Annotated in this window: 13 protein-coding genes; 6 read left to right on the top strand and 7 right to left on the bottom strand. The window is 62.9% G+C overall.

The genetic code is table 11. The annotated features are described in order from the left end of the window. Positions 1–2 precede the first annotated feature (2 nt). Positions 3–1,988, top strand: a complete 1,986-nt coding sequence (locus FNV92_RS18645; protein WP_143845192.1) for a primary-amine oxidase — start codon at positions 3–5, stop codon at positions 1,986–1,988. Positions 1,989–2,043: 55 nt separating this feature from the next. Here the strand turns inward: FNV92_RS18645 and FNV92_RS18640 are convergent, their stop codons facing one another. Then, positions 2,044–2,796, bottom strand: coding sequence for a c-type cytochrome (locus FNV92_RS18640; protein WP_143845194.1), 753 nt, complete (start codon positions 2,794–2,796; stop codon positions 2,044–2,046). Positions 2,797–2,912: 116 nt separating this feature from the next. On the opposite strand from FNV92_RS18640, the gene FNV92_RS18635 reads away from it, so the two are divergent. Next, a complete protein-coding gene (locus FNV92_RS18635; RefSeq protein WP_143845196.1) occupies positions 2,913–3,671 on the top strand; it encodes a CBS domain-containing protein in 759 nt (252 codons plus the stop codon). Between the two features lie 48 nt (positions 3,672–3,719). Here the strand turns inward: FNV92_RS18635 and FNV92_RS18630 are convergent, their stop codons facing one another. Together FNV92_RS18630 and FNV92_RS18625 are read right to left on the bottom strand one after the other, a co-directional pair. Next, the gene (locus FNV92_RS18630; RefSeq protein WP_168213651.1) at positions 3,720–3,881 is read right to left on the bottom strand and encodes a hypothetical protein; all 162 of its coding nucleotides are present in this window, start codon (positions 3,879–3,881) and stop codon (positions 3,720–3,722) included. 237 nt (positions 3,882–4,118) lie between these two features. Next, entirely contained in the window at positions 4,119–4,682 is a 564-nt protein-coding gene (locus tag FNV92_RS18625; protein WP_168213652.1) for a helix-turn-helix domain-containing protein, read from the bottom strand. 424 nt (positions 4,683–5,106) lie between these two features. Between FNV92_RS18625 and fsrB the strand changes: the two genes are divergently transcribed. Continuing rightward, positions 5,107–6,396 (top strand): siderophore utilization protein FsrB, encoded by a 1,290-nt coding sequence (fsrB, locus tag FNV92_RS18620; RefSeq protein ID WP_143845198.1) that lies wholly within the window; start codon positions 5,107–5,109, stop codon positions 6,394–6,396. Positions 6,397–6,475: 79 nt separating this feature from the next. Here the strand turns inward: fsrB and FNV92_RS18615 are convergent, their stop codons facing one another. The 4 genes from FNV92_RS18615 to FNV92_RS18600 all read right to left on the bottom strand — a co-directional run bounded on the left by FNV92_RS18615 (position 6,476) and on the right by FNV92_RS18600 (position 9,900). Further along, a complete protein-coding gene (locus tag FNV92_RS18615; protein WP_143845200.1) occupies positions 6,476–6,889 on the bottom strand; it encodes a BA14K family protein in 414 nt (137 codons plus the stop codon). A gap of 223 nt (positions 6,890–7,112) precedes the next feature. After that, positions 7,113–8,021 carry an SMP-30/gluconolactonase/LRE family protein gene (locus tag FNV92_RS18610; RefSeq protein WP_143845202.1) on the bottom strand — a complete coding sequence of 303 codons (909 nt, stop codon included), beginning with the start codon at positions 8,019–8,021 and terminating at the stop codon, positions 7,113–7,115. Further along, positions 8,018–9,190 carry a M24 family metallopeptidase gene (locus FNV92_RS18605; RefSeq protein WP_143845204.1) on the bottom strand — a complete coding sequence of 391 codons (1,173 nt, stop codon included), beginning with the start codon at positions 9,188–9,190 and terminating at the stop codon, positions 8,018–8,020. The genes FNV92_RS18610 and FNV92_RS18605 overlap by 4 nt, the downstream gene beginning before the upstream one ends. Before the next feature lie 50 nt (positions 9,191–9,240). Next, a complete protein-coding gene (locus tag FNV92_RS18600; RefSeq protein ID WP_143845206.1) occupies positions 9,241–9,900 on the bottom strand; it encodes a GntR family transcriptional regulator in 660 nt (219 codons plus the stop codon). Between the two features lie 226 nt (positions 9,901–10,126). Between FNV92_RS18600 and FNV92_RS18595 the strand changes: the two genes are divergently transcribed. The 3 genes from FNV92_RS18595 to FNV92_RS18585 all read left to right on the top strand — a co-directional run bounded on the left by FNV92_RS18595 (position 10,127) and on the right by FNV92_RS18585 (position 13,069). Further along, positions 10,127–11,146 (top strand): TRAP transporter substrate-binding protein, encoded by a 1,020-nt coding sequence (locus tag FNV92_RS18595; RefSeq protein ID WP_143845208.1) that lies wholly within the window; start codon positions 10,127–10,129, stop codon positions 11,144–11,146. A gap of 74 nt (positions 11,147–11,220) precedes the next feature. After that, positions 11,221–11,730 carry a TRAP transporter small permease gene (locus tag FNV92_RS18590; RefSeq protein ID WP_143845209.1) on the top strand — a complete coding sequence of 170 codons (510 nt, stop codon included), beginning with the start codon at positions 11,221–11,223 and terminating at the stop codon, positions 11,728–11,730. Positions 11,731–11,788: 58 nt separating this feature from the next. Continuing rightward, entirely contained in the window at positions 11,789–13,069 is a 1,281-nt protein-coding gene (locus FNV92_RS18585; RefSeq protein WP_143845211.1) for a TRAP transporter large permease, read from the top strand. Positions 13,070–13,077: the final 8 nt, after the last annotated feature.

The following is a 13,077-nucleotide window of genomic DNA, read 5'->3' as shown; positions in this document are numbered from 1 at the left end:
CCATGCTCGATACCGTCAAAGCCACCGCGCAAACCGCGACCCCGCACGCGCTCGATCCGCTGACCGCCGAAGAGATCACCGCGGCCTGCACGCTGGTGCGCGCTGCTGCGACCTCGCCGGAGAATTGCCGCTTCCCGACCGTGCGGCTGGAAGAGCCCACCAAGCAGGAGCTGGCCGCTGATAGAGCAGGGCGCCGTGCCTTCGCGCTGACGCTGGACATCACCACAGGCGAGGCGGTCGAGCACGTCGTCGATCTCGCCCGCAACGAGATCGTCGCGCGAAAAGTCATTCCGAACCGCGAGGCGCCCTATGGGCAGCCGCCGGTGATGCTGGAGGAATTCTTCAAATGCGAGGCCGTGGTCAAGGCCGACCCCGGCTGGCGCGCGGCGATGGTTCGGCGCGGGCTGACCGACAAGGACATCGAGCTGATCCAGGTCGACCCGTTTTCCTCGGGCTTCTTCGACATGGAGTTCGAGCGCGGCGCGCGTATCGTCCGCGCCGTCAGCTTTTTCCGCGAGCACCTTCAGGACAATGGCTATGCGCACCCGATCGAGGGCGTTGTCGCCGTCGTCGACCTGATCGCCGGCAAGGTCATTCACCTCACGGACGCAGATCCGATCGTGCCGATCCCACGCAAGAAGCGGAACTACGGTGCGCATGAGGTGAAAAACCCGCGCACCGACATCAAGCCGCTGCATATCGAACAGCCCGAGGGCGCGAGCTTCAAGGTAGATGGCTGGAAGGTCGACTGGCAGAAATGGAGCTTTCGCGTCGGCTTCACGCCGCGCGAGGGCCTTGTGCTGCATCAGCTCAGCTATCAGGACGGTGCCCGAAAGCGGTCGCTGATCCATCGCGCCAGCGTCACCGAGATGGTGGTGCCCTATGCCGACCCGACCGAGAACCACTTCTGGAAGTCGGCGTTCGATGCCGGCGAATACGGCCTCGGCATGCTCGCCAATGCGCTGGAGCTCGGCTGCGACTGCCTCGGCAACATCCATTATTTCGACGTGCCGGCCGCCGACAACAGGGGTGAGCCATTCGTCATGCAGAACGCGATCTGCATGCATGAAGAAGACTACGGAATTGCGTGGAAACACTATGAATTCCGCAACGGCCTGTTCGAGGTCCGCCGTTCGCGTCGCCTCGTCATCTCGTTCTTCGCCACCGTCGGCAATTACGACTACGGCTTCTATTGGTACCTCTACCAGGACGGCACGATCCAGCTCGAGGCCAAGCTCACCGGCATCATCCAGACCGCCGCGGTGCCATCCGGCCAGACGTACAAATGGGGCGGCATGGTCGACGACAATCTCGGAGGCCCGACGCACCAACACTTCTTCAACGTGCGCATGCACATGAATCTCGACGGCGGCGGCAACACCGTCACCGAGCACGAGTTCGTGCCGCGGCCCTGGGGCGCGGACAACCCCCATGGCAACGCATTCGACACCACGACGCGCGTGCTGTCGCGCGAGCGGGACGCCGCGGCGATCGCCAATGGCGAGACCGGCCGGTTCTGGAAAATCAGCAATCCCAACGAGACCAACTCCGTCGGCAATGCGCCGGCCTACAAGCTCGTCGTCAGCCCGAGCCCGCTCATGCTGGCGCAGGAGGGCAGCTACGTGCGCAAGCGCGGCGGCTTCGCCACCAAGCACGTCTGGGTGACGGCGTTCAATGCGGACGAAAAATACGCCAGCGGCGACTATCCCAACGTCCACGCCGGCGGCGACGGCCTGCCGCGCTACGCCGCGCAGAACCGCAATATCGAGAATGCCGACATCGTGGTGTGGCACTCCTTCGGCCACACCCATGTCTGCAAGCCCGAGGACTTTCCGATCATGCCGGTCGAATATGCCGGCTTCATACTGAAGCCCACCGGCTTCTTCGCGGCCAATGCCGCCGGCGACATCCCGCCTGATCGTAACAGCCGCAGCGTGCTCGCGGGCGAGGAGAAGGGCGGCGGCGGCTCGTGCTGCCACAAGGGCTAGACATTTGGAGATGATTGCGGCTCGCCTCGCACCGGCGAACCGCCAAGACGACAGCCTAACGGGACCGGTCGGCGCGCAAGGTCTCGAGATATGCCACGACCGCCTCGATCTGGTTCTCCGTCAGCCTCGGATTGGCCATGGCCTGAGCAGGCCCGATCCGGCGGTGGCCCGACGAGAGCAATTGGCGGATCGCATCGGCCGAGAATGACGACCGGACGACGATCTCCGGGAGGTCCGGTGCCGGCGGGCGGGACGCCGGCGATTCCTTCGCGACGTCTGCAATGACGTGGCAGGTTCCGCAGGCCGAGCGCGCAAGCGCCTTGCCCTCGCTCACCTGATCGACGAACAGCTGATTTGGAACGGGTGGTATGGCGGGCAGCTGAATCGCGATCGACGCATATCCGTTGGCGCGATGGCAGCCGTTGCATTCATTCGTCAGGCTCGAATAGGCCTTGGTGAACACGGAGAGGTCCTTGAGCCGGACGGCTTGGCGCACGGCCTCCAATTGCTCCTTCGTCCGCGTGACCTGGCTCCGGATCGAGCCCTCGGCAGGCAGCAGCTTGCCGGCTGCCTCGAGGGTAAGGTCGATCTTCTGAACCTCGTAGCTTGCAAGGGCCCAGTTGCCGAGCTTGCCGGCAAACCACAGCTTGGCGTGCTGAAGCTGAAGCCGGGTCATCGCGTCGGAGAGGGCGATCGGATCGGCGACCGGCGCGGATTGCGCCGCCGCACTTCCATGCAGAACCGGCAGCGCCGCGGTCGCCGAGCACGCTGCCAGGAAAGCTGCAAGGTACAAGGCTCGCAGGCGCATGGGATTCCCGATCGCTGAACGGCGCCAGCATCGCACCCGGGCGCGGTCCGACGTTGATCCTGGTCAAGATGCCGGTCGAGGCGGGAGCTATCTGTGAGCTGCTCCGGAGACCACACATGCAAGCACACCAGATCATGTCCCAGCCGGTGGTCACGATCAGCCCCGAATCCTCGGTTGCCAACGCGATCCAATTAATGCTGTCGCATCACTTCAGCGGGTTGCCGGTCACCGACGCAGGCGGAAAGCTGGTCGGCATCGTCTGCGAGAGCGATTTCCTGCGAAGGACGGAAATCGGGACGGAGCATGTGCGCAGACGGCTGCTGTCGCTCCTGCTCGGAGCAGACCGCATCGCGCGGGAGTTCGTGAAGGAGCACGGGCAGAAGGTCGAACAGGTCATGACACCTGACCCGGTGACCGTGGCCGAAGACACGCCGCTCGGCGAGATCGCCGCCTTGATGGAGTGCCGGCGCGTCAACCATATTCCGGTGATGCACGAAGGGCGAATCGTCGGGATGATCACCCGCTCCGACTTCGTGTCCACGGTTGCCGGCCCGCTGACGAAAGTCCCGGGCAGCCTGGAGAACGACAATCAGATTCGGCAGTCTGTTCTCGCCGCAATGTCGGATGCGCCGTGGCATCCAAGCGGACTGAATGTCAGCGTCAGGGACGGTGTCGTGACCTTGCGTGGCGTCGTCCGAAGCGAGGCCGCGCGTCAGGCAGCGGTCGTGGCCTGCGAAACCGTTCCCGGTGTCCTGGCGGTGGAGGATCGGCTTTGCCTTCAGACGCTTCGGGCAGATCCGGAGGACGATTATGGCGGCGGAGATATCGTATCGCTCCCCGCGGAGACGTCGACCGCCGACGATGAGCCGTTGTGACCGAGCCAGACCTTGTTACCGCCAAGGGCCTGTCGGCTCAGCGCCGAGTCATTGCCTCGCAGCCGCACGATTCGGTTCAGCCTTCACGGCGTGCGCCACCCTTTTCGACAGCGCAGTCTTGAGCTTCTGAGTCGAGGGGATGCAAAGGATGACTTCGAGAATCCCATAAAGAGCGAAGATCATCAGCACTTTGACTGCTTCGTTGGTCATCTCGGCCTCCTCCGGTCACGGCGGTACCTTAACGCACCAGGCGGTCCGCAAAAAATCGGGAGCGTTGCTTAAGGATATATACGTAATGACTATCCGACCTGGTGCGCGCCGTCCTTGAGCGCGATCAAACGAAGGCATCCGCGACCGTAGCCGCGAGCTGAAGCGCTCGCCAGGTCAGGGCGGCCAAGGCCGACGCTGAATTTTGCCGATCGGCCGTGAGCCGATCGGGACGGCCGGCTACGCCAGTTCGAGATCGCTGCCGCGCGCGCCGTCCGGCGCCAATCCGATCGACGCCGGTCCGGCAATGAGATTATCGAAGTCGACCAGCAACAGATCAGCAAGATGTGTGAGCTGGTGGAGAGGGATACTCATCTCACCGCTCTCGGCACGTGACACGAACTCGGGCGAGACGGCGAGGAAATTCGCAATCTGGATCTCGGTATAACCACGCGCCTCCCGCGCGGCTTTGACCTGCGCGCCGATATGCTGCCTGTGCAGGGCCTGCTCTTCGTCGGTCATCATGAGGGCCTGCTCGTCCGGGCTCGCAACGCCATCGGCGAACGCAACGCCGAGCCAACGTCGCTTCTGCCACGCAACACGGCAGGTCTTTCGCAGCCCGTCGGCAAAGACCAGCGTGGCCACTTTCGGAAACGATAGCGCCCAGTCGAGCTTCAGTCTCGCGCCCGTGCCTGAGACGTCGCAGATCGTGCAGGGGATGCTGACAGCATCCCTGGCGCCGTCAAACTCGATGATCCCGGTCCTGGCCGTGGATTGCCTGGCCGCAGCGCGCAATTCGCTCATGAATGTCGAACCCCGGATGCCCAGCTCGCGCCGGCACAGAACGTTGCGGCGCATCCCGCAAAGTGGCTGAAATATCCCGCAACATAGTCTACCGCCGGGGTTCCTCAGGCTCAATCGAGCGGCGAGGGCATGGTAAAGGATTCGTTCTCCGCGCAGGCCTTCGATGTCGCCGGACGTCCCGTTCGATCGACCGCGCCAGTTCGTCTAGAACAATTCCAGATCCAGCGAACCATGCAACGCTTGTGCGTGCGTGAGCGCATTCGCCGCACCTGCTGCACACAGTCTGGAGAAATTCTAACGCTGTTCCTATCGCGCTCTGAAATCGGCTGCGTTAGGGCGAGACATCAAAAACGATACCGGCTAGGCCGCGGTGCGTAGGTCCGTCCGGCAATGGCGTCCGGACCTTCGGAATGAGACCTGAGCGATGAGAGCGATATTCGGCAAGCTGCATCGCTGGGCGGGACTGCTGACGGCCGGCTTCCTGTTCTTCTCCGGCATCACCGGTGCGATCATCTCATGGGACCACGAGATCGACGACGTCCTGAACAGCCATCTGTTCGACGTCTCGACCAAAGGTCCGGCGATTCCCTCGATCGAGCTTGCCGGGATGATCGAGCAGCGCGATCCCCGCGCGCGCGTCGTCTACCTCTTCATGACGCCGGAGCAGGGGCACTCGCTGTGGTTCTTCGTGATGCCGAGGATCGATCCGGCGACCGGCAAGCGTTTCACGATCGACTACAACCAGGTCTTCCTCGATCCCAACACGGGTGTTGAGCTCGGCCGGCGCTATTGGGGTGCGGTGTGGCCGGTGACGCGCGAGAACCTCGTCTCGTTCCTCTACAAGCTGCACTACACCATGCACATTCCGGAGTTCTGGGGCAGCGATCGCTGGGGCATGCGCGTGCTCGGAATCATCGCGATCATTTGGACCATCGACTGCTTCGTCGGCTTCTATCTGACGCTGCCGTCGCGGCGAAGCAAGAAGGCCGCCCGGGCGCCGCAGGTCGCGCGCCAGCTCGATCGCGGCTTCTGGGCGCGCTGGGCGCCGGCATGGACCATCAAGACATCAGGCAGCGCCTACCGGATCAATTTCGACATTCACCGCGCCTTCAGCCTGTGGACCTGGGGCCTGCTGTTCATCATTGCCTTCACGGCGTTCTCGCTGAATCTGTATTTCGAGGTGTTCTCGCCGCTGATGAAGATGGTGTCGAACTACACGCCGACGCCCTATGAGCAGCGGCCCTACCGCGATCTCGACGATCCCATCGAGCCCAAGGTCAGCTTCGCCGACATCGCCGCGCGGGCTGCTGCCGACGGCAAGCGGCGAGGGTGGACCGTCCCGGTCGGCTCGATCAATTACGGCCCGGCCCATGGCGTCTATGCGGCGGCCTTCTTCCATCCCGGCGACGATCACGGCGCCGGCGGCGTCGGTCCAGCGCAGCTCTACTACGACAGCGAGGATGGCCGTCCGCTCGGCGAGCGGCTGCCCTGGGTCGGCACCGCCGCCGACATCTTCGTGCAGGCGCAGTTCCCGCTGCATTCGGGCCGCATCGTGGGATTGTTCGGCCGGATCCTGATCTCGATCATGGGCTTGGTGGTGGCGGCCCTCTCGGTCACCGGTGTCGTGATCTGGTGGCGCAAGCGCAGGGCGCGCATTCGCGTGCGCGAGACGGCTGTGGTGCGCCTGAGCCGGCAGCTCACGCCGGCGGAGTAGGGCTCACGCAAGCCACCGCCACTCGACTGCCAGCACGACGATGGTGGCCGAGCAGACTCCGGAACTCAGGCTGCCATCCTCACGGGCAGGGATGTCGCAGGCCGTCGTAGCCAAGATAGGTGCCGGAATACGGGTCGTATGACCTGAAGCGTTGCGCGCAATAGCCGACCGCGTCGCTATCGACATAGGGGGGCGGAGCGACATAGGCCGGACCGTAATAGCCCGGCGGGTAGCCGTAATAGCCGTAGGGCTGCGTAGCGCCAATAATTGCCCCGCCGATCAGCGCGCCAGCGATTCCTGCACCAATTCCAATGCCCACGCCGCCATGATGGTGGCCACCCCAGCCGCGGCGATATTGCACAGTCTCCACCGATGGCGCCGCCGCGCCGCGCAGCATCAGCGCGGAGGTTGCCGGCGCTGCCGCGAGAGGCCCGACAAACCAGGGCGAGGCAGCGACGATGAACGCAACAAGCACAGTCCTAGACGACTTCATGACAACTCTCCAAATGCACTTCCGGGCCACGCAGCTTTCTTCGCAGCCGGCATCTTTACAACAGTGATCCGGGAACGCCTGCGTGACTTGATCCAGCGCAACGGGAGCACGGATCGAGCAAACAAACTTGGTTTGCTGATCGGACACATTCGCAAATCAGCGCAATGCTACGTACAGATAATCGGGCACGATCCTAGCTCCGCATGCGAGCATGCGTGCTGCTTCAGTCAACAATGCCGCTGATCGAGAACCGGTGCTCGGGCAGGCCTTGCGCGACGCCATGGATGGCAAGCAGATGACCGGCCTCAGGCTCGATGCTCAACCGCTGCGGATCCAGAAACTTTCGCGCTGTCGTGACATACAGCGTCTTGAGATCATCTCCGCCAAAGCACAGGCAGGTCGGATTGGTGACGGGCAGGGGGATAACGGTGTCGATCTGCCCGTCCGGTCGATAGCGCGCGATCCGGCCGCCCGAGAAGAACGCCGTCCACAGCCCGCCGTCAACGTCGACGCAGGCGCCGTCGGGTCTCTCTCCGGAAGCGCTATAGTCGGCAAACAAGCGCCTGTTACCGATCGCGCCGTGGTCGAGATCGAAGTCGAAAGCCCAGGTCCGATATCGCCGCGTGTCCGTGAAATAGAGCGTGCGGTTGTCGGGGGCGAATGCGATCCCGTTGGTCACGATGACGTCACCGAACATGCGCATCACTTGGCCGTCACCGGTGACCCGATACAGCGCACCGTTTGGCCGGTGCAATTGGTTGTCCATGGAGCCGATCCACAGGCGGCCGCGCGCGTCGACGCGGCCGTCGTTGAGGCGGTTGTCCGGGCCGTTCTCGACCTCGCAGAAATGACCGGGAGGGACGCCGTCGGACGAGCGACGGGACAGACGCAAATCCTGCGCGAGCAGATGCGAGCCATCCGCCGTCAGGGCCTGACTGCCGAGGAATTGGCCATCATAGGAGGACACATGATGGGCGCCCGTGGCCGGGTCGAAGGATTGATGCAGCCGGCCGTCGATGTCGATCCACCACAGCTTGCGTGACCGGTCGCACCACAACGGCGTCTCACCAAGGATGTCCGTGCTGGCAACCGCGGTCTCGACTCGATGTGCGGGGATCAGATTCATGGTCATTCTGGAATCCGGTTCCAGCCGCGCGCGCCGTCGCCAAACGCCTGATACCCGTCCGCAGTCACGGCGATCGTATCCTCGAGCTTGATGAAGCCCCGTCGCTTGTGGGGCAACGTGGTCTCAATCGAAATGATCATGCCGGCTTCCAGCGGTGCGTTGGCGTCGTCGGCGGGATAGGGAATGGGACCGTTCGACGTCAGGCGGGGCGCTTCGTGGCTGACGATGCCCATGCCATGGGCGACGAAATGCATTTGCTCGCCGTGGGCGGATCGCGCGAGCGCTTCATTTGCGGCGGTGTAGATCTCGGCACCGACAAGACCTGCCCGTATCGGCGCGCGGGCCGCTTGCTGGATCATGTCGACTTCAGCGAGCAGATCGACGAGCTCCCCATCCGGCGCGCCGTGCACGGCCATCCGGCAAAGATCGCCGATGTAGCCTCGGTAGTTGCCGCCCGAATCCAGCGAGACGATGTCGCCAGGCTCGAGACGCTGGTCCGAGGGAGCGCGGTTGAGGCTCGTCCCGATGGTCACCAGGGCGTATTCGAAGATCATGTCGCGGGACAGCTCGGCCTGCCGCAGATGAGCGATGATCTCGCGCTTGCTGTGTCCGGGTCGGGCGTGGTTGACCGCGTCCAGCATGGAGGCGACCACGCGCTCGGACGCCTCGCGCAGACTCTCCAACTCGGCCGCGGTCTTGATTGATCGCAGCTTCTCGAGTGGACGCATCGCCTCAACGAGTTGGCAATCGGGCAGCTCCCGGCGCAGCACGTCCGCCGCATCGGTCGGCAGGAACGACATCTCGATCCCGATATGAAACCCGGGCGTCGCGATCGCTTTGACATGCTCGAGAGCGAGCGTCATCGCTTCGATCGAGGTTGACGATCCGAACACGACCGGGGGCATCCAGTATCCGGCTTCCGTCCTGTTCTGGACGCTGTCCCGTTCGTTGCGGTTGGCGATGTAGGCCGACTTGTCCGGCGCGCCCTTCACATAGACGATGACGGGCAGAAACCGACTGACGCCGATCGCTTCCATGTAGTCGAACTGGAAGTGATAGTAGCCGCCGAGAAGGTACTGAATGTTGTGCCTGGAGGTCACGATAAGGACGTCGATGCCTGAAGCGTCGAGCAGGCCGTCAAGCCTGGTCGTGGAGAATGGAATTTTGGGGGGCATTGATCGTTCTTTTTCGTCGACGACTTGATCTTCTCGGCGGGAGAGGGCGGTCAGCGGTCCTTCCATGAGGACAGCGCATGCGCGACGCAGCCATTGATGTGGTCGCTGAGGACGTTCCTGGCGCTCTTGATGTCCCGCTTCAGGGCGGCTTCCAGCAGGGCCTTGTGCTGGTTGATCGTCTCCGCACCGCGATAGCGCAGCGCATAGCGAAAATATTTGTCGAACACGACCGAGTGGGTATGCATCAACTCGCGCGACCCGCAGCTTGAAATCAAAGCCTGGTGGAATTCGCCGTCATACCGCTTGCGCAGCTCGGGATCGTCGCCCTCCTTCAGGACAGTGCGTTCGGTCGCCGCCAGCTTGTGATGCGCGGACACGACGCGGCCTTCCCACTCGACGTCGCCGGCGCGGAACGACTCGGCCATCGCATGATGCTCCAGCAGGATGCGCAGGTCGGCGAGCTCGCGCAGGTTCTGGATCGAGATGGGCGCCACCTCGAATCCACGCTGGCCTTCGGCGACCACAAAGCCTTCGGACGTCAGGCGATTGAGGATCTCACGCAGCGTCGAGATGCTGACACCGTAATCCTCCTTCATCGCGTCGAGCCGGAGACGCCCCGAGGGCGTGAGCACGCCGAAAATGATGTCGGAGCGAATGCGCTGATAGCCGCTGTCGCCCGCCGACATTGGCCGTTCCTCGAGTGACGTCATGGGCTTCTCGTCCCGCTTGTCCGGATCGCCAGCCCCCTGCGGCGGCCGAACCATCAATGTTGCCAGCAATATAGCAGAATGAATGTATCTGACGTCTACAGAAATCTCATATGAAATGGATATTGTCGTTTGACACAGAAATATATGTATGATGTCTAAATAAGCTGAGGGTGCGGAAAATGATGGCTTAAGCCGCCGTTCGTGCCCGGAGAACAGGGAGGAAACGATGAGCTTGTTGGTACGGGCGCTGTCGGCGACGGCGATCTGCGTGGCGCTGACGGTCGGCGCATCCGCCGCCGATGATATTCAGGAGCGGACGATCAGGTGGGGCCACCTGAACAACACCGATCATCCCGTCAGCTTTGGCGTGCAGAAATTTGCCGAGATCCTGCTGGCGAAGAGCGGGGGCAAGATGAAGGTCCGCGAGTTCGCGGCCTCGCAGCTCGGCAACGAATTGCAGCAACAGTCCGCGCTGCGCGGCGGCACGCAGGAAATGCTATCGGCCTCGACCACATCGCTGGCGACTGTCGTGCCCGAGTTCGGCCTGATCGATTTCCCGTTCCTCTTCAACACGACCGAGCAGGCTGATGCGCTCGCGACCGGCAAATTCGGCACGGCGATGCTCGATGCGCTGCCCTCGAAGGGACTGACGGGTCTCGGCTATTGGGGCCTGGGCTTTCGCAACGTCACCAACAGCACCCGCCCGATCACCAAGGTCGAGGACTTCAGCGGGCTCAAGCTTCGCGTGATTCCGAACCCGGTCTATCTCGAAAGCTTCAGCGCGTTTAAGGCCAATCCGGTCCCGATGGCCTTCGGCGAGCTGTATTCGGCGCTGGAGACCCGCACCGTCGACGGCCAGGAGAATCCCTACACGGTCATTCTGTCCAACAAATTCTACGAAGTGCAGAAATACGTCTCCGCAACGAACCACACCTTCACCCTGAACATCATCCTGGTGAGCAAGATTTTCTGGGACAAGCTGTCGCCGACCGAGCAGAAGCTGATGCGCGAGGCCTATGAAGAAAGCCGCGGCTATCAGAAGGAGCAGACGCGTCTTCAGACCGAGAAGGCCCTGGCGGAATTGCAGGCCAAGGGCATGCAGTACAATGCGATCGCGCCTGAAGAGACCGAGCGCATGCGGAAGGCGGTGCAACCCGTCGTGGACAAGATTTCGGCCAATCTTCGTTCCGATACGGTGAAGCTCTTCAACGAAGAGGTCGAGCGCATCCGCAAGGACGTGAAATAGTCTATTCTCGAACGCGCCAAGCAGCAGAGCCGGCCACCGGCCGGCTCACACCCTCATTTGCCCGGACGTCACGTATGGCGCGAGCCCTCGATCTTTATTGCACGTTCTTGAAGGCCGTCATCGCCGCGTGTCTTGCCGTCATGGTGGTGCTGGTGTTCGGCAACGTCGTGCTGCGCTACGGCTTCAACTCCGGCATCACGATTTCCGAGGAGCTGTCGCGCTGGCTGCTGGTCTGGTTGACTTTCCTCGGCGCCATCGTCGCGATGCGCGAGCACGCCCATCTCGGCGTCGACACCCTGGTCCGGATGCTGCCGGCTTCCGGCAAGCGCATCTGCTTCGTCGTCAACTACTGCCTGATGCTGTTTGCCGACTGGCTGCTGCTCTCCGGCAGTTGGCGGCAGACCATCATCAACCTGGATGATCGTGCGCCGGCCACCGGTCTTTCCATGGCCATTTTCTACGCGGTCGGCGTGATCTTCGGCGTGTCGACCGGGGTCATCCTCCTTTACGACCTCATCCGCGTGCTCACGGGACAGGCCAGCGAGGCCGACATGGTGGCCGTCAAGGAATCGGAAGAGCACTGATGTCTCGTCGAATCTTGCAAGGCCGCGCTCGCATCCAGCAATCCACCGGGATCGCGTCATGACGATCGCCGTCTTCACCTTCTCGCTGCTCGGCGCCATGGCGCTGGGCATGCCGATCGCCTTTGCGCTTATCGTCTGCGGCGTCGCCCTGATGAGCACGATCGACATGTTCGACGCCCAGATCGTGGCGCAGAACGTCATCAACGGCGCGGACAGCTTTCCGCTGATGGCCATTCCCTTCTTCATGCTCGCCGGCGAGATCATGAACAAGGGAGGGCTGGCCAGGCGCATCGTCAATGTCGCGCTCGTTGCGGTCGGACATTTCCGCGGCGGACTTGGCTACGTTACGATCCTGGCGTCCTGCATCCTCGCATCGCTGTCGGGCTCGGCGGCGGCCGATGCGGCGGCGCTCGCGGCCCTGCTGGTGCCGATGATGGTGGCTGCGGGACACAAGAAAGCCTACGCGGCGGGCCTCGTCGCGGCGGGCGGCATCATTGCCCCCGTCATTCCGCCCAGCATCGGCTTCGTCATCTTCGGCGTCGCCGCCGGGGTCTCGATCTCGAAACTGTTTCTGGCCGGCATCGTGCCGGGGCTGCTGCTCGGCGCAGGGCTCTGCATGGCGTGGGCATGGGTGGTGCGGAAAGAGAACCTGACGCCGCCGCCACGGGCCTCGTGGTCGGAGATCATCAAGGCCGTCGTCGACGGCTTCTGGGCGCTGATGCTGCCGGTCATCATCGTGGTCGGCCTGCGTTTTGGCATCTTCACGCCGACGGAAGCTGCGGTGGTCGTCGCCGTCTACTCCCTGTTCGTCGCGACCTGCATCTACGGTGAACTGAAACTATCGCAGCTCTACGCGATCTTCGTCTCCTCGGCCGTGACGACGAGCATCGTCATGTTCCTAGTTGCGGCGGCGCTGGTATCATCCTGGTTGATCACCGTGTCCGAGATCTCCACCCAGGTCGTGACGCTGCTCAAGCCCTTCATGGGCAACAACACGCTGCTGATGCTCGCGATCATGGTCGTGGTTGTCATCGTCGGAACGGCGCTCGACATGACGCCGACGATCCTCATCCTCACGCCGATCCTGATGCCGATCATCAAGGCGGCCGGCATCGACCCGGTCTATTTCGGCGTCCTCTTCATCATCAACAATGCCATCGGCCTGATCACGCCTCCGGTCGGAATCGTGCTGAACGTCGTCTGCGGCGTCGCCAGGATCAGCATGGAGGACATCATCAAGGGCGTCTGGCCCTTCATGATCGCGCAACTGATCGTGCTGCTGGCGATGGTGCTGTTCCCGGGACTGGTGACGATCCCGGCGAAATGGTTTGGTGGCTAGTTGCAATG

It is taken from the genome of Bradyrhizobium cosmicum, assembly GCF_007290395.2.
GTDB classification, from domain to species: domain Bacteria; phylum Pseudomonadota; class Alphaproteobacteria; order Rhizobiales; family Xanthobacteraceae; genus Bradyrhizobium; species Bradyrhizobium cosmicum.
Note: the sequence above shows the minus strand (reverse complement) of the source record. Positions and strands in the feature narration are given on the sequence as shown.